General features: G+C 32.8%; 16 protein-coding genes. 2 read left to right on the top strand and 14 right to left on the bottom strand.

The genetic code is table 11. From position 1 onward, the window contains the following. Positions 1-19: 19 nt before the first annotated feature. The 6 genes from dtd to DFQ11_RS10505 form a co-directional block, all read right to left on the bottom strand. Positions 20-472, bottom strand: coding sequence for a D-aminoacyl-tRNA deacylase (dtd, locus tag DFQ11_RS10530; RefSeq protein ID WP_110475850.1), 453 nt, complete (start codon positions 470-472; stop codon positions 20-22). Between the two features lie 112 nt (positions 473-584). Then, the gene (gene rsgA, locus DFQ11_RS10525) at positions 585-1,538 is read right to left on the bottom strand and encodes a ribosome small subunit-dependent GTPase A (protein ID WP_110475849.1); all 954 of its coding nucleotides are present in this window, start codon (positions 1,536-1,538) and stop codon (positions 585-587) included. A 161-nt stretch (positions 1,539-1,699) separates the two neighbouring features. Further along, positions 1,700-2,968, bottom strand: a complete 1,269-nt coding sequence (locus tag DFQ11_RS10520) for an alginate export family protein (RefSeq protein WP_110475917.1) — start codon at positions 2,966-2,968, stop codon at positions 1,700-1,702. Positions 2,969-3,071: 103 nt separating this feature from the next. Then, positions 3,072-4,154, bottom strand: a complete 1,083-nt coding sequence (locus tag DFQ11_RS10515; RefSeq protein WP_110475848.1) for a bifunctional 3-deoxy-7-phosphoheptulonate synthase/chorismate mutase type II — start codon at positions 4,152-4,154, stop codon at positions 3,072-3,074. Positions 4,155-4,175: 21 nt separating this feature from the next. Then, positions 4,176-5,027, bottom strand: a complete 852-nt coding sequence (locus DFQ11_RS10510; RefSeq protein WP_110475847.1) for a prephenate dehydrogenase — start codon at positions 5,025-5,027, stop codon at positions 4,176-4,178. Positions 5,028-5,055: 28 nt separating this feature from the next. Beyond that, positions 5,056-6,198, bottom strand: a complete 1,143-nt coding sequence (locus DFQ11_RS10505; protein WP_110475846.1) for a pyridoxal phosphate-dependent aminotransferase — start codon at positions 6,196-6,198, stop codon at positions 5,056-5,058. A gap of 371 nt (positions 6,199-6,569) precedes the next feature. On the opposite strand from DFQ11_RS10505, the gene gldA reads away from it, so the two are divergent. Then, positions 6,570-7,466 (top strand): gliding motility-associated ABC transporter ATP-binding subunit GldA, encoded by an 897-nt coding sequence (gene gldA, locus DFQ11_RS10500; RefSeq protein WP_110475845.1) that lies wholly within the window; start codon positions 6,570-6,572, stop codon positions 7,464-7,466. Between the two features lie 13 nt (positions 7,467-7,479). On the opposite strand, the gene DFQ11_RS10495 is transcribed toward gldA, so the two are convergent. Together DFQ11_RS10495 and DFQ11_RS10490 are read right to left on the bottom strand one after the other, a co-directional pair. After that, entirely contained in the window at positions 7,480-8,223 is a 744-nt protein-coding gene (locus DFQ11_RS10495) for a head GIN domain-containing protein (protein WP_110475844.1), read from the bottom strand. Beyond that, positions 8,220-9,311, bottom strand: a complete 1,092-nt coding sequence (locus DFQ11_RS10490) for an acyloxyacyl hydrolase (RefSeq protein ID WP_110475843.1) — start codon at positions 9,309-9,311, stop codon at positions 8,220-8,222. Before DFQ11_RS10490 ends, DFQ11_RS10495 begins: the two co-directional genes overlap by 4 nt. Positions 9,312-9,843: 532 nt before the next feature. Between DFQ11_RS10490 and metK the strand changes: the two genes are divergently transcribed. After that, the gene (metK, locus tag DFQ11_RS10485; RefSeq protein WP_110475842.1) at positions 9,844-11,133 is read left to right on the top strand and encodes a methionine adenosyltransferase; all 1,290 of its coding nucleotides are present in this window, start codon (positions 9,844-9,846) and stop codon (positions 11,131-11,133) included. Between the two features lie 83 nt (positions 11,134-11,216). On the opposite strand, the gene DFQ11_RS10480 is transcribed toward metK, so the two are convergent. The 6 genes from DFQ11_RS10480 to DFQ11_RS10450 all read right to left on the bottom strand — a co-directional run bounded on the left by DFQ11_RS10480 (position 11,217) and on the right by DFQ11_RS10450 (position 18,052). Next, positions 11,217-12,149, bottom strand: a complete 933-nt coding sequence (locus tag DFQ11_RS10480; protein WP_110475841.1) for a dihydrofolate reductase — start codon at positions 12,147-12,149, stop codon at positions 11,217-11,219. Between the two features lie 232 nt (positions 12,150-12,381). Further along, complete coding sequence (locus DFQ11_RS10475; RefSeq protein WP_110475840.1) at positions 12,382-12,954, bottom strand: hypothetical protein; 573 nt, start codon at positions 12,952-12,954, stop codon at positions 12,382-12,384. A gap of 338 nt (positions 12,955-13,292) precedes the next feature. Next, on the bottom strand, positions 13,293-13,844 hold the full coding sequence (locus tag DFQ11_RS10465) for a protease complex subunit PrcB family protein (RefSeq protein ID WP_110475838.1): 552 nt from the start codon (positions 13,842-13,844) through the stop codon (positions 13,293-13,295). A 358-nt stretch (positions 13,845-14,202) separates the two neighbouring features. After that, positions 14,203-14,754: a protease complex subunit PrcB family protein gene (locus DFQ11_RS10460; protein WP_110475837.1), complete on the bottom strand. Its 552-nt coding sequence runs from the start codon at positions 14,752-14,754 to the stop codon at positions 14,203-14,205. 349 nt (positions 14,755-15,103) lie between these two features. Next, positions 15,104-15,652 carry a protease complex subunit PrcB family protein gene (locus tag DFQ11_RS10455; protein WP_110475836.1) on the bottom strand — a complete coding sequence of 183 codons (549 nt, stop codon included), beginning with the start codon at positions 15,650-15,652 and terminating at the stop codon, positions 15,104-15,106. 240 nt (positions 15,653-15,892) lie between these two features. Further along, positions 15,893-18,052 (bottom strand): helix-turn-helix domain-containing protein, encoded by a 2,160-nt coding sequence (locus DFQ11_RS10450; RefSeq protein ID WP_110475835.1) that lies wholly within the window; start codon positions 18,050-18,052, stop codon positions 15,893-15,895. Positions 18,053-18,082: the final 30 nt, after the last annotated feature.

The following is an 18,082-nucleotide window of genomic DNA, read 5'->3' as shown; positions in this document are numbered from 1 at the left end:
TGAAAATAGTACAACTCTACTATTCTCTATTTTTTGAATCGATAAGTATGGTTACTGGACCGTCATTGACTAAGTGAACTTTCATATCTGCCCCAAACTCACCTGTTTGAACCGTTTTGCCTAAAGTATTTTGAAGAGTAGCTACAAATTGCTCATAAAGTGGAATTGCAATATCTGGTTTTGCTGCTTTTATATAGCTTGGCCTGTTTCCTTTTTTAGTACTAGCATGAAGCGTAAATTGGCTTACTACAATGATATCGCCGTCGCAATCTTTTAATGAAATATTCATCACATCATTCTCATCTGAAAATATGCGAAGGTTTACAATTTTATTACAAAGCCAATCAATATCTTCTTTAGTATCATCAGATTCAACACCTAATAACACTAAAAGGCCATTCTGAATCGAAGCGACTTCAGCCTTATTAATAACTACTGAAGCTTCCGATACACGTTGTATTACTATTCTCATAATATAAAATTCCTAGTGCTCCCATATTCTACAAGGAGTCGTTTCAAATTAATTCTAATATAAAAATTTTAAGGAGTCTGAAATTTATTATTCCAAATAATGAAAGCTTAGTTTATTGAATTTCATCCCAATTATCTGTACGATAATGTTCATCTTCTCCTTCTAAAATTTGAAGATAACTTCGATATCTAGAGTAAGACACTTCGTCCTTCTCTAAGGCATCTTTCACTGCACATTGAGGTTCGTTAAGATGAATACAATTGTTGAATTTACAATCTTGTTTTAAGGCAAAAAATTCAGGAAAATAATCGCCAACTTCTTCTCTTTCTATATCAACCACACCAAATCCTTTTATACCTGGTGTATCAATAATTTTCGCATCGAAACTTAAATCAAACATCTCTGCAAAGGTGGTTGTATGCTGTCCTTGCATATGCTGCTCTGAAATGGCTTTTGTTTTTAAATCTAAAGAAGGTTCTATGGCATTTACTAAAGTTGACTTACCAACGCCTGAGTGTCCGGCAAACATACTAACCTTGCCTACCATTAACTCTTTGACCTTATCAATATTTTTTCCTGTTGCAGCAGAAATACCAATACACTCGTAACCAATGGCTCTGTAAATACTAGCTAAATATTTGACTTCTAAAAGTGTTTCTTCAGAATAAGTATCTACCTTATTAAACAATAGAATTGTTTTAATAGAATAAGCTTCTGCCGTTACTAAAAAACGATCGATAAAAGTGGTAAATGTAGGCGGATTATCGATAGTTACTAGTAAAAACACCTGATCGATATTAGAAGCTATAATATGAGTTTGCTTAGAAAGGTTTACTGATTTACGGACGATATAATTTCGGCGTTCTTCTATTCCGTGAATTACACCAGTTTCGGTATTATTTTTGGTTTCTAATTCGAAATTCACAATATCGCCAACAGCAATTGGATTAGTACTTCTAATTCCATCTAACCTAAAACGACCTTTTATCCTACATTCGTAAAATTTGCCATTTAAGGTTTTTACGGTGTACCAACTACCTGTAGATTTATATACTGTTCCTGTCATTAATGAAATTTATCCTATAATAACAAAGAAACGATTTTTAACTAAAATAACCTTATTAAAAAATCTTAATCCTAAATAGATGCCTTTAAACTAACTTTTACTCGCCTTGACTCCAACTAACTTGTAGACATTACACTATTGTTTAATAAATACATCAATAGCTAATCATTTTTAGTGGTGAACAAAGTTGGAGTAATTGTAAACTGCACCCAAGCCCAATTATTGGTATTATTTTGAGGTCTGCCACCTTTTATTAAACTCATACTTTCTGAAGCAAACATATGAGAGTATCCCACATTTAGCTTTACTGCTGTCATGAGTTGTTGGGTAAATACCAAATCTAACTCTGTACCTAAATAACTGTCGGCATCATTTAACAAATCGGCATTAGCTGCAAAATAATGAACTTTTGCTAACAGATTAGATTTCTCTCCGGTTGTAAAAACCGCCTTAGCATACAAATCGTTTAAGCCAACAGTATTGGCATGGTTTCCCACATAAAAATAATCCATAAATCCATTGAACTTATGATTAGTTCCATAAAGTGGAAAGAATGATTTATTTTTAGATGCGCCGTCTTGATTTGTTCCGCTTAACATTTCAAAACCTAAGGCAAATAAAGTTTTACTTGGCTTGTAATTAGCCTCTAAAGCTAAGTTGTACGCACTAAGATCTGTCGTTCCGTTAGACTTGCCAGTTTGAACATATACCGATCCTAAAAAGTTAATCTTATCGATTGGAAATGTGATATGAGAACCAATGGTTTGTCTATAGAATACGCCATCAGGAATATCATTATTTAGTCCCTTAAAGTCTTGAAATCCTGTGTTTAGCACTAAAAAACTTGCAGAAGTCTTATTCCAATTCTTTTTTAGGTAGGCATACTGCATAGTTTTATAAGTAAATGCACCATGTAAATAATACGCATTTCCATCTGTAGCTTGTCCTTCTTGACTAAAAGCAAATCCTAAATCTGCTTTGAAACTTCCTTTTTTGTAGCGAAGTAATGCCGCATCATGGAATCGCCCCTGCATAGCCCAATCTAATCCGCCAAAAATTCGTTGGTCGTCATAAGAGATAACTTGGCGCCCTAATTTGGTTGACCAATTTTCATGAAATTGATAATCTACCCAAGCTTGGAAAAGTGAGAAGGAATTATTGCTATCTGTAGCATCAACCTGTTTGGTATCTCCCCAAACACTTACATCTTGAAAGCTCATCATCATTGTGAGTTTTTCCATTTGATAATTGAGGTTAAGTCGGGAACGTTGCACAACGAATGCTGCTGGTTCTGCGTCATTTGGAAATAGATTAGCAAATCCGTGACGATATTCAAAACGCGGTCTAATATCTGCATCAATAGTTAATTGTGCATGAGCGTTTACAACATAGAATATTAAACCAATAAGAAGGATGTATTTAAATGACATAGCAGTTAATTTGATTGATAACAAATTTAACTGTTGACATTACTTCAAAAGGTGACAATTGTCATTAACACATAAAAAAGCTCGCATAATTTGCGAGCTTTTTTTAACTATTTATAACTTTTTCCTGATGATTAATTGACTCTTGGTGAATAGCCTTAAACATGCGAAGAATAAACTCTTCACTTAAACCTCTTTCTTCACCTTCTAATACCATTTTTCCTAAAATTTCATTCCATCGTCTATTTTGCAGAACGGCCACATTTTTCTGCTTTTTAAGAGCTCCAATACCGTCGGCAACTTTCATTCGTTTTCCTAATAATTCAATGATTTGATTGTCTACAACATCAATCTGTGCTCTTAGATTATTTAAAGACGTATTATATTCTGCTTCAGGATCAGATTCTTTTCTGATTTTTAAATCCTTCATTATCTGGATTAATCGTTTTGGGGTGACTTGCTGTGCAGCATCACTCCACGCATTATCCGGATCGTAATGGGTTTCTATCATTAAACCATCAAAATTAAGATCTAATGCAGTTTGAGATACATCAAAAATCATATCTCGTTTTCCCGTGATATGAGAAGGGTCATTAATTAAAGGTAAATCAGGAAATCCATTCTGAAATTCGATTGCTAACTGCCACTCTGGAATGTTTCTATATTTCGATTTTTCATAAGTTGAAAACCCTCTATGAATGGCGCCTAAGTTTTTTATTCCTGCAGAATACATTCTTTCAATGCCTCCTAACCACAATGCCAAATCTGGATTCACGGGATTTTTAACTAATACAATTTTATCGGTTCCTTTTAAGGCATCTGCAATTTCCTGCATTATAAATGGACTTACCGTAGAACGTGCTCCAATCCATAATAAATCGATATCGTGTTCTAAAGCTAATTCTACATGAGTTCTATTCGCAACTTCAGTGGCCGTTTTTAAACCAGTTTCAGCTTTTACTTTTTGTAACCAATTTAAGCCTAAAGCACCGACACCTTCAAAATTTCCTGGACGAGTTCTTGGTTTCCAAATTCCTGCTCTATAGTAATTAACATCAGTATCTTTTAGTTCATGAGCAATTTTTAATACTTGCTCTTCCGTTTCTGCACTGCATGGTCCAGCAATCACTAATGGATGATCTAATTTCATATCATCTAACCATGTTCTCATTTCTTTCTTATTTTCCATACTTGATTAAAGTCTTAACTACTATTGTATTCCGTTTAATATCTCTTTAATATGATTTGTTTTTACCATTTCATTAAAAACAGCTTCAAAATCATCATTTTCCATTAGTCGTTTAAAATGAATTAGATTACTAATATACTCGTCTAAAGTTTCAATAACATTGGTTTTGTTTTGCTCAAAAATCGGAGTCCACATGGCAGGTGAACTCTTCGCCAATCGCACTGTACTTGCAAATCCACTCCCTGCCATATCAAAAATATCACGTTCATTTCTCTCTTTATCTATCACAGTTTTTCCTAACATAAACGAACTGATATGTGATAAGTGTGAAACATAAGCGATATGTTTATCGTGTGCTTTTGGATTCATGTATCTTATACGCATTCCTAAGTCTGAAAACAATTTCAATGCTTTTTCTTGAAGTTTGAAGGCCGTTTCTTCAACTTCACAAATAATATTAGTTTTGTTTTTATATAAATTTTGAATCGCCGCCTTCGGCCCTGAAAACTCCGTTCCTGCAATAGGATGGGCTGCTAAATAATTTCTACGTTTCGGATGATCTTTCACCTTCAAACAAATATCTTCTTTTGTAGAACCTGTATCAATGACAATAGCGGTATCAGAAACTTGATCTAAAACTTGTGGTAGAATATTTAAGGTAGCATCTACAGGAATGGCTAAAATGACGAATTCCGCAGAACCTAAATCGTCAAAATTTGCTTTTTTATCAATAAACCCCAACTGAATGGCTTCATCTAAATTCGAATCGTTTTTATCTATTCCGAATATTGTGCTTTTTGGATATAAGGTTTTTATGTCTAAAGCAAAACTCCCTCCAATTAACCCTACTCCTATTATAAATATATTATTCATTTCTTAAAATCTTTTGAGAGGTTTTATTCTAAACCCGTGCTAACGCCTCTTTAATATCCTCTTCAGTAGCACATAAGGAAAACCTAACATACCCTTCTCCATTTGTTCCAAAAACCGTTCCTGGTGCAACGAATATGGAGTGTTCTTTTAGAACCATATCTGAAAACTCCTCAGATTTTACATGTTCAGGTAATTTTGCCCAAACGAAGAGTCCAGTTGCATGTTCATCGTAAGTGCAATTTAATCGCTCGGCCAATTCCCAAATTAAAGCTTGTCTTTCTCTGTACACACTATTCAAGCTTTTAAACCACATATCAGAACATTTTAAAGCCTCTATTGCCCCTTTCTGAATTCCATAAAACATTCCGGAGTCCATATTACTTTTCACTCGTAATACAGCATTTAAAAAATCATAATTACCAACAAGCATCCCTACACGCCATCCTGAAAGATTAAAAGTTTTACTCAATGAATTCAACTCCAAACACACATCTTTCGCTCCTCTATATCTTAAAATACTATTCGGTTTATCATTGAGAATAAAACTATAGGGATTATCGTTAACGATTAAAATACCATGTCGTTTTCCAAAAGCGATAACCTCATCATAGAACTTATTATCGGCATTACTACCAGTTGGCATATGCGGGTAATTTATCCACATAATTTTCACCCGTTTTAAATCTAGTCGTTCTAGAGTCGTAAAATCGGGAAGCCAGTTGTTCTCTTCTTTAAGGTCATAAGGAATTGGTTTTGCTTCCAATAATTTAGTCACAGAAGCATAGGTTGGATAACCAGGATTAGGAATTAACACTTTATCACCTTTGTTTAAAAATGCCATAGAAATATGCATAATACCTTCCTTACTTCCCATTAAAGGTAAGACTTCCGTTTGGGAGCTAATATTAACTTTATAATGTTTTTTATAAAATTTTGAAATTTCATCTCTTAATTCTGGCAAACCCTGATAACTTTGATATGCGTGTGCTCCTTCATCTAACAAACTGTCTTGAAGTTGCATTGATGCTTTAAAAGGAGGCTCTAAATCCGGACTTCCAACCCCTAAATTAATTATTGGTTTACCTTGTGATTTTAAAAATGCAACCTCTTTCAACTTCTTAGAAAAGTAGTATTCTTCAACTTTATTTAACCGATTGGCCACTTTAATCATAATCTGACATTTTTACATTCTACGAATATCCTAATCCTAATGATTTTCAGCATTGAATCTTCGAGTTTATAGCATAAAAAAGGTCCCGATAATATCGAGACCTTTAAAAATTATATTTTAAATAAAACATATTAAGTCCCGTTCCTTTAACTATAAAAGAAATAAAACGAGTAATAATATGCTCTAAATATGTTCATACTGTGAATCCACTTGCGTGGAATATCTTAATTATAAAGCTAAAGTAAGTAATATTTTTACAAATCAAAATTGTGGAAAAGGATTTTTAAAAAGAATCCTCTCCGTTTAAAGATTAAACAATAATAGCTGTTCAATATTTGGAATTACCTATTTTTGAATAAATTTATTTTTCTATGTCTATTGAAGTTCAAAATATCACTAAACTTTATAAAGATCAAAAGGCACTAAACAATGTGTCTTTTAAGGTAAAAGATGCCGAAATTGTGGGTTTCTTAGGTCCAAATGGCGCCGGGAAATCGACTATGATGAAAATCTTAACCACGTATATTGAGGCTTCTGAAGGCTCTGCAAGTGTCAACGGCTTTAATGTGTCTACCGACAAGAAAAACGTTCAGAGTTCTGTGGGCTATTTACCAGAACACAATCCACTTTACACCGATTTGTATGTTAAAGAATATTTGAATTTTAATGCAGGCGTTTATGGTACACCTAAATCACGAATAGACGAAGTGATTCAACTAACAGGCCTAAAGCCTGAAGCGCATAAAAAAATTGGCCAACTTTCAAAAGGTTATAGACAACGTGTTGGTTTGGCAAATGCTTTATTACACAATCCAGAAGTACTTATTTTAGACGAACCAACAACTGGTTTAGACCCAAATCAATTAGTAGATATTAGAAACCTGATTAGAACTATTGGTAAGGAAAAAACTGTTTTTCTTTCCACACATATTATGCAAGAGGTTGAAGCCATGTGTGATCGAGTGATTATTATAAACAAGGGAGAAATAGTTGCCGATAAGTATTTAAAAGACTTAAGAGATGGTCAAGAACAAGTAGTAATTGTTGAATTTGACTATCGTGTTGAAGATGCCTTTTTATTAAAACTTCCAAAGGTTGTGTCTGTAACGAACACCCACGATTTTATATACGAAATCACCTTCTCAACTAAAGAAGACATGCGTTCTCATGTATTTGATTTTGCACATGATAACGAATTAAAAATCCTTCAGTTAAACCAGAAAAATGCAAGTTTAGAAAGTTTGTTTAGAGAATTGACCTCAAACTAAAACCTGTATTTTCTTATTGAAACAATAAACGACCAGTGTAAATTTGCTCTACATCTACTATAGGCGGTTGGTCTACGGATATTAGGTTTCCAGTTCCTCTAAGCTCTCCTGTTAAAGACTGCTGTGGATTTACAATTACATCGTTCGCACCACGATGAGAAACATTAACAATCTGAGCGATTAGATTTTCACCTTCAAAACGTCCGGCACCAGCAAAAAAACCGACATAAAGTCGCTCAACTTCACCATCGATATAAAAGAATGATAAGTTGTTCGCTGTAATATTTAGGGTTTCGGAATTGATGGAAAGTCGAAAGTCCCCTACCGTAAAATCAGTGTTTTCCGCATAATCTTCCGAAAACAGAGTTAAAGAATCATAGTTTAGAGTTCCGTCAGAGACTATTTCATATTGTGAGGACGTTCTTATTTCTGTAAGGTTGGGAGCTTCGACCATAATTTTTGTAATACCATAATCCCGCAAGTAATTACAAGTATTGTTATCTGTTAAAATTAATCGATTTCCAATGACTTCAGCATGAACATCATTCATAAGGTTCTGACCAGTTTCAATCGTCACCTTATAATTAGGCGCTTCTTTAATAGTTAATTGGACGTCTCTATGAACAAGAATTCGTTCAAAATTAGAAACCTGAACTTCACGCTGAATAATATTTCCTGAGGTTTGAAAACAATCGTTAGCGTCTTCACTGTTGCACGCAACTACTAACAAGACATATATATAAATTAGTTTTTTCATAATCTTACACCGACTCCAAATTCTACGGCCTCAGCTTTAGCACCATGTGATTTAAGGGTTATGGCACCGAAAAGTTTATCTCCAAAATAACGTTTTAAACCCACTCTGATATAAGTTCGCCCTTCAAAATCGAATGGATAATAGACATAATACCCGAGTTGTGTGACAACAGACATCTTATTAATAAATAATTCATGACCAGCAAATAATCCTACACGTTTGTAGTCTTCGTCCCCACTTACATTCTCTTCTGGGAAAGACACGGATTGATAATAGATTAATTCTTTTAAAAACTCAGAGAAAAATACGTCTGCACCGAACTGAATGGCACTTGTTGCACTTAAACGTTTATCGGCATAAGCTGAAACGATGTAAAACGGAAATTGCCCACTTCCAATAACATCACTTTGATTAATTCCTGATCTAAATGCTAAGTTATACTTGATATTTTCAGTGAACTTCTCATTATTTTCATCAACTATAAAATCAAGATCTTCTGTGTCTAAATGATAGGTTAGACCAACATTAAGCGCAATTGTATTTACACTAGTATTTGGTGCTTTAACATTAGCGTTTGAATAATGAATTAAAGATAAGCCCGCTTGAAAACCAAAACGATCAAACCACCTATCTTTCTTATAATTAAGCATGAGGTAGGTAGAACTTAAAAGACGAGAACCAAAAGCTACATTTTTCGGATTATCCATCTTATCATAAGGGTTTGTATTATATGACAAGCCCTGTGCTAAACGCAACATGACATTTCTTTTGAAAAAATAGAAATTATAATGGGCGTATAGACCATAATTGTTTCCTAACCGATGGTTTTTTAAATCTTGAAATACGAACGAAGCACCATAATCTGGATAATTAAAGCGCTGCTCCCAAGCGTCATGCCCAAAAGTCTTTTTGTTATAACTAATTATAAATCCTTCTGGATGACCTGTAATTAAGTGTAATATGCTGTTGTTGTGAAGTGCAATATTACCTCCAAAATAATTGAAATCGATGTACGACTTATATCCAGCCTCTTGAGCATAGATAGCCACAGAGGTAAATATTAAAATAGTACTTAGAAATTTTCGCATCCTCAATTATTGAAGCGCAAAAATAATCATTAATTAGTATTAGACTAACTTAAATAGCTACACTAGCAATGTGGCTAATAATGAAACAACGGTCAATGCAATAATTTGCACAACGAACCTAAAATCTGATTTATACTTATTACTTATTTTCATGTTTTATTCTGATTAATGTTCGTTACAAATATCTCACTATCTATCTCTTTAGATGTTATTTAAAGTCTAACAAAAGGTTATCGAATTATGTAGCTAACCACATGATTTATATTAAAATAATCCTTTATTAATTTACTTGGTAACATAACTTAATTCATATATTAAATTTTATTCCATTTAATTTTTCTACTTTTGTAATCTTAATATTTAAGAGGAAAAATTTGTCTGATTGCAACCTCTATGCTTTTCGCTCAAACGATTAGCAGATTCCAATATCGTTTTGGGATTAAAAAAATGCTAAAGCAGTAAGTTTTGTACTTCTCTAGCGACCCGCAATCTCAAATTTTTCATAATAACTATAATCTAAACTATAGGATTTATGCCATATTTATTTACTTCGGAAAGTGTTTCTGAAGGCCATCCGGACAAAGTAGCAGATCAAATTAGTGATGCTTTAATTGATAACTTCCTAGCTTTTGACCCAGAGTCTAAGGTAGCTTGTGAAACATTAGTAACTACAGGGCAGGTTATTCTTGCTGGCGAGGTGAAATCAGATACTTATCTCGATGTTCAAAAGATTGCCAGAGACACTATTAACAAAATAGGCTACACTAAAAGTGCCTATATGTTTGATGGGAATTCTTGTGGTGTCCTTTCAGCTATTCACGAACAATCCGAAGACATTAATCGAGGTGTTGATAAAGCGAGTAAAGAAGAGCAAGGTGCAGGCGATCAAGGAATGATGTTTGGTTATGCGACCAACGAGACTGACAACTATATGCCTTTAGCTTTAGACTTATCACATAGAATTTTAATAGAATTAGCTGATTTACGTCGTGAAAATAAGGAAATAACGTATTTACGTCCAGATTCTAAAAGTCAAGTAACTATTGAATATAGTGACGACAATATACCAGAGCGTATTGAAGCTATTGTAGTTTCCACGCAACACGATGAGTTTGTTCTACCAAAATCGAAATCTCCAGAAGATATTAAAGCTGCTGAAGACGAAATGTTGGCTAAAATTAGAAAGGACATTACTGAAATTCTAATTCCAAGAGTAATTGCTAAATTACCAGAACATATTCAACACTTATTTAGTGATGATATCAAATACCATATTAACCCAACAGGGAAATTTGTGATTGGTGGACCTCATGGCGACACAGGGTTAACTGGTCGTAAGATTATTGTTGATACTTACGGTGGAAAAGGCGCTCATGGCGGAGGTGCATTTTCAGGAAAAGATCCAAGTAAGGTTGATAGAAGTGCGGCTTATGCTACTAGACATATTGCTAAAAATTTAGTTGCTGCTGGCTTATGTGATCAAGTTTTGGTTCAAGTATCTTACGCGATTGGTGTAGCAGAACCAATGGGTATCTTTATTGACACTTATGGTACTTGCCCATTTAACTTAACCGATGGTGAAATAGCTAAAACGGTTGAAAAAATATTCGATATGAAACCTGCGGCTATTGAAAAACGTTTAAAATTACGTCAGCCTATGTATAGCGAAACTGCAGCTTATGGCCATATGGGTAGAAAACATGAAGTTGTTACGAAAACATTTGATAGACCTTATGGTGATCCAATAACTTTAGATGTTGAATTATTCACTTGGGAAGAATTAGATTATGTAGACCAAGTAAAAAAGGAATTTGGAATCTAAGTCTAAATTGACTTCAGAATGAAATATATAAAAGCACCCTAACAATAATCTTGTTAGGGTGTTTTATTTTAAATCATTTCCTATTATTTCTTCAAATAGGTGATAAAAGAAAAAGCATAAGCGTGATTTTCATCAACCTGATGTGTGGATTTATTTACTTCATACCATTTAGAAGAATCTATATCAGGAAAAAAGGTGTCTGCATTATCAAAACTAGCATGAACGCGAGTCATTTCAATTTTATCTGCGATAGCCAAAGATTGTTTATAAATCTCCCCTCCTCCTATAATAAAAGGTTGTTTATCGTGTCTCGCAGCATCTAAAGCATCTGTTAGGGAATGAACCACAATAACGCCATCAGGCGCTTTATAATCGTTTTGTCTTGTAATAACAACATGTGTTCTATTAGGAAGTGGTTTAGGAAAGCTTTCAAAAGTCTTTCTTCCCATTATTATATGATGCCCACTAGTTAACGACTTAAAGCGCTTAAGATCGTCTGTTAAGTGCCAAATTAAGTCGTTATCCTTACCTATAGCATTGTCCTCACCAGCAGCGACAATAATTGTTAACTCTCTAGACTTTTTTTTTTCAGAAGAAGCAGGATTTGCTGCTAATTCTGCCTTAGTTTGAGACTCGGCTATTTTAGTTTCTTCTTTCTGTAGGTTTTGTTTGAGTTTATCAATGCGTTCTTGCTGTTGACTCACTAACTTTTCTAGCTGCTGTTTTTCCCAATCTTTACCCATAAATTTATTAGTGATAAATACACTAACAAAGTGATAAATAAATAGAAATAACCACGCAAAAATAGCGTACACAAACCAATCTATCCCAGCTATTTTAAAGTCTTGAGCAATACCTAAAACAGTATTGGCTACGATTAAGAATACAGCTCCAATTAAAAAGATTACAAAATGAATATATAATCTTTTCTTTTGTTTAATACGTCTTTGAGCATTTTCAATCAGCTCTAATTGGTCCTTATCTATTCCTGTAACTTGTTTTTTCTTCCCGAACATATTGGTAATTTAATAGGATAAAGATACTCGTTTTTTACAATATGTCTAAAGAGATTCTTACAGTTTTCATTTTTTTAGATTTATAAAATTTCTCGGAATAATTAAAAGTGAATTCCTAATTTTATTAGATAAATAAAAAAGCATCTTGCTAAAATTAGATACCTTTCTTTAAAATTATATAATTCAAATATTCCCTAATATGAAAAAATTTAGTTGAGAAATTCTCCATAGTCTATTTGGAAATTCTATGGTGAAATACAATGGGCAAATTAGTTAATGGTATTTTTAAAATTTGAAAAGGTTGGGTTGTTATATAGGTTTCTCTACCCTGTCTTCTTGACTTTATAATACTCACAATAATATTATCCGAATTGTATTCTACTTCCAAATGAATTTTTTGACCTGTGCTATTATATAGATGATCAAATACAGCCACCACTAGAAACTGTTCGAAATTGATATCAGTCTCTGAAAATTGCTGCGTAACGTCTGTAAACAAATCCATTTGATTCATAAGTCCAATCCAGGAACTTGGGTCTTTAATTATAATATTTCCCTCTTGAAACCCCTCCAGTCCAGCGCCATATAAGTTGTCCTGCCCAATGTTGTACGACACATAATCATAACTAAGAACATATGGGACATAATTCGTTGATTCAAAAGAAGTATTCGATTCAACTATATTTTCTGTAGCAAGTCCATCATCATCTAAAGAGCAGCTAAAGGTCAGTAATACAGGTATAAAAAACACCATCCATTTTTTTAGTAATTTGAAATGTGCGAAAGTCGCTTTATTGTTTTCCATAATTTTGAGAGTTTAATTGATTAATAACAGTAGATAAATTGTCTTTTCTACCATCTACAAAGTACTCAAACCATCATAAATACTCTTATACTTTTCATGCTATACCTTGTATATTATAGGCAGAACAGTACAAGATTTAAGCATTGCATAAAACTCTATATCAATGTTTAATTAAAATGAAAAAAGCATCAGATTTATATCGTGATGCTTTTATACTTTTATGTTTATGATCAAGGAAACCATTTTCAAATAAATAGGCAAAATGAGAATAGGAGATTAACATTTTGATTCTTATAGGGTAATTTAATTGCTTGGCTTTTGCCGTATTTACTAATTGTCTAATCATTAACAATACCTACATTTCTAAATACAATTGGTAAACCAGTTGATGGTATTTTTACAATGTTATAAGGTTGCGATTTAACTGTAGAAAAGTGTGCTTCCGGTTGTTTCTTATTAATTTTCACCAAGATAAAATCATCGCTCAACTCGAATTCTAACTCTACACTATGATCGCCTGAGTCTTGAACTTCATCAAAAACAGCTATAACTTCAAACTCATTAAAATCAATATCTGTTTCGGTAAACGATTCAGAAACACTGTTAACTGCATCTAATTGATGTAATAATCTAATCCATGTGTTTTCATCAGTTATTCTAATGTTCTGTTGTTGGATAGCCTCCTGAACAATCCCGTATAAACTACCTTCTGCAATTAAACTTGTTTGAGTATAAAACGATTCAATTGGCAAGAGCGTCTGAGAAGATTGATCGGCTGTGCTTCCGTTATCCTCCGGGCTACAACTAATAATAATCAGTGCTGGCAAAATTATTAATATCAGTTTTTTTAATAATACTAACTGTTTAAATGTTCTTTTAATAGTTTCCATGATTCTATGTATTTATAAGATTAATAGAGTTTGACACTATGTCAATTTCTCTAAGTCCAAAGTACATAAACTAGGAGATTGAACGTTGTTCTAATCACGCCATCACTTGTTTATTTTCAGCAAAACAATGAAGTTTATAAGCCTTACCTATTATTAAATGTCAGTGCAGAAGTAATAGTCAGGAAAAGTTAGATAATTGTATTCTAAAAAAAAAGCACCTAAGATTTTAGATGCTTTTTTATGCTTAGAATAATGATCAAGGAAACCATATTTTCATATTAGGTAAACAAAATAGAAATGATATTTTATAGTTTAAATTCTTTTGGGTTTTAAGTGGGTAAGCCATATGATCTAATCATTATAATCTTGTTGTATGTACATGATCAAATACAATTGGCAAGTTACTTGTTGGAATTTTAATAATTTGAAAAGGTTGAGTTATTACAGATGTAGCATTTCCTTCTGGACCTGTTTTTATAACTCTAACCGAAATATTATCCTCATTCCAAAGTAATTCCATATTAACTCTATGACCTCCGCTATTTTGAATCTCATCAAATACGGCAATGACCTGAAATTCATTGAAATCGATATTTGTTTCGGTAAAAGTACTCGTTACATCATTAACTGTATTTAACTGATGCATCAGTCTTATCCAAGTATCATTAGATGTAATTAAATAATGCTCTTCATTAATACCTTCTTGCCCATTTCCATAAAGGTTATTTTCTGCAATTAAGCTAGACGTTGTGTACAATGATTGAATTGGTAAATAAGTCTGAACCTCATTATTATCTTGAAGTACAGAATCCTCGGGACTACAATTAAGAAAAAATAGTAGTGGTGAGATTATTAATATCAATTTAATGAGTGATACTAATTGAATGAGTGTTGTTATAAATGTTTCCATGATTTAAGTATTTATATGATTAATAACTATTGACATAAAGTCATTTCTATTCACACTAAAGTACTCAAACCATGATATCTAGCCGTGTAGAATATAAGCTATACCTTGCTCATTTTAAGCAGAATCATATACGATTTCAGCATTCAAGTTATTTATATGTTTACTACAACTTTATGCTACGGAAGAATGAAATAATTTCATCTAACATTTTATATTAAAAAAAGCATCCAATTAGATTAGATGCTTTTTTATTCAAATTCATGATCAAGGAAATCATTTTTTAATCTCGGTAAACAAAGCAATTGGGATTTATTGAATAGACTTCTTTACCGTGTGGTTATAAAACCATTTAATTGGTGGTATGTATTTCTTCAAATTGTATAGGTAAACTAGATACTGGTATCTTTATAATTTGAAAAGGTTGTGTAATTACCGAAGATGCAATCCCTTGAGGACCTTGTTTAATAACATTTACTGTAATGTTGTCTTCATTCCAATCTACCTCTAAGTTGACGTGATGACCACTGCTTTCCTGAATGTCATCAAAGACAGCAATCACCTGAAACTCATTGAAATCGATATCGGTTTCTGTAAATGTACTAGTAACATTATTAACTGTATTTAATTGATGCATAAGTCTAACCCATTTGTCATCATTTGTAATCAAATAATTATGATCATTGATCCCTTCTTGACCATTTCCGTAAAGATTATCTTCTGAAATTACAGTTGATACAGTAAATAGTGTTTCATTTTGAAATTGAGCCTCAGTCTCGCTCTCCGAAATTAGATCAGCGTCTTCTGGACTACAACTAAAGATTAATAAAGTTAGTATGATTAAGAATACCTGTTTTCTTAAAGATACTAATTGTGCGAATGTTGTTTTAAATGTTTCCATGATGTTAAGAATTTATATGATTTATAACTATTACCAAATTACTTAAACCATGGTATTTCGACTTGTATAAAACTTGCGTTTCCTAGTTCATGTTCCGCAGACAATTGAAATTATTAAGCATTCCATATTTTTAATCACCCTAATAGCTAGAAGTTTCACGATTAGTTTGAAACTTAAATAAATATTGGAATTATGTTGCTGTTTTAATACCTCTTAATTTATTCTAAGAGAATATAGAACTTACAAAGGAGTAACAATGTCTTCAAAAGTTGGTGTGTAAGGAATAAAGTGATCTTTAAGTAGAGCCTTAAACCTTTCTTCATTTCTATATGGTGCCAAATCCCTACTTGCACATACTGCAATAACTGTCCCGGTGAAAGCAAATTTGGTTTTATCAAGGTAATAGTACATAGAATCCTCTTTCTTTAAGATAGCCTGAACTTCTGCTTTCCATTGATTTTTGTGTTCTCCATAGAAATAAAATAACTTATTTACACTATCTACTTTAGTTATATCTCCGAGCTGTGCATAAGTTTTAGACTGTTCTGAGTATCCAAATAAATCAGGATTATTCTTAATGATTTTTAAAGCTTCATAATAATTGCCTTTGTAGTAGTTATACATCCAACTATAATAAAATTGTTGAGCACTTGGAAGATTTAAAAATTCTTCAGTCTGCATTTGAATTTCCGCCTCCTTAAAAAATTTATTATTTACTAATAGATAAAAATAGTTATGAAAATACTTATGGTCTAATTCATAAGCTTTCTTGGCATGAATAAGGGACTGATTAATATCTTGAGCTATTTGCTCGTAACCTGCAGATGCCCATCTATGTAAAAAAGCATTTTCCGGCTCACGTTTAAGCCTATCTAGGGTCCATGAAAATGCAGTGGCCCAGCTTTCGGTTTTAAGGGACATCAATCTTGTTTTTAAAATAAAATCACTTTGTTCCGACAGGAGAAATCCATAGTCATTCATATAATCCTCTGCATCATCATATTTCTTGTTTAACATCAAAGTCCAAATATATCTTTCTGCAAACACCCCAGAAAATGGACTTAACTTAACTGCAATTGTTGCATGCTGTAATGCTTTTTTAATATCCGGATCATCAGAGCGAAGAGAGTAAAAGGCATACCAATAATGAGTTTCAGCATCATTAGGATTTAGATTTATAGCTTTTTGAAAATACTCTTTTGATTTATCCCAGTCATTCCCTAAAAACATTCTTGCCTTGACGGCATAAGCTCTTGCTGATTTTGGATTAATTTCTAATGCCTTATCTGCATAAGTAATAGCTTCTTTAGCCCATTTATGATTTGCGCTTACATCTCTAGTAATAGCTAACAACATATTTGAAGTTGCCACCTCTGTATAAGCATCAACAAAATTTGAATCTAATAATACTGCACTTTTATTATACTCTATATTCTTTTGTAAATCCTCCCATCTCATACTTTCGTTTATTAAACGCCCTTCCATATGTAAATTGTAGGCTTCCATATTTTCTGTTGGGTAGTGTTTTAATGTTTTTGATTCTTCCGGACTTAAAGTAATCTCTAGCTGCTTCATAATCTCTTGTGCAACATTATTTTGAACATCAATTATGTTTTCAAAATCATCATTATACTCTTTAGACCACACATGTTGGTCGTTAGCGTCAATAAGCTGTGTTAGTATTTTAATTTTACCATCATGCATTACTACACTACCTTCCAAGATATAAGAGACTCCTAATTCTTTAGCAATTTGAGGGATTTGTTTATCTGAATCTCTAAAGGTAGAAGAAGATGTAAATGAAGTGACGGATAGTCCTTTAATTTGGGCAAGAGAATGTAAGATATTCTCTGAAACACCATCACAGAACCACTGAGTGTCAACAGGACTTAAATCTTTAAATGGTAAAACAGCTATAGAATTTTGAAGAGGACTTTTATTGGAAAGGGAGTTAGTGATAACAAAAAACATGACTACTGCCATGAGCATAAGTGCTATACTATAAAATATATTTTTCTTAGACAGTAAGGGGCGAGTTTTGTACGTGACCTCATTAGGCTTAAGGTCACTCAATTTTAGGCTTTTAGTTTTATACTCCCCCGGAGCAATACCGTAATATTTAACAAAAGCTTTATTAAAATATGACGGACTACCAAATCCCACTTTATAAGAAATTTCAGCTATGGTGTCATCCGTTTTTTTTATAAGTTTAGCAGCGTTTTCTAAACGTAATTCCCGGATATATTGGTTAACAGATTTATTTGAAGCCGCTTTTACTTTTCGTAAAGTTTGTGAAGTACTTAACCCTAATTTAGACGCAAGTTCTTTAGCGCCAAATTTATCATTTGATAAATTGTCTAACACAATTGCCCTAACCTGATCTATGAACAATTGACTCATCTAATTTAGTGTTGATTAATGAGTTAAAGG

It is taken from the genome of Winogradskyella epiphytica (genome assembly GCF_003217215.1).
In the GTDB taxonomy this organism is placed as follows: domain Bacteria; phylum Bacteroidota; class Bacteroidia; order Flavobacteriales; family Flavobacteriaceae; genus Winogradskyella; species Winogradskyella epiphytica.
The sequence above is the reverse complement of the archived record's forward strand: the minus strand, read 5'-3'. Positions and strand labels throughout refer to the sequence as shown.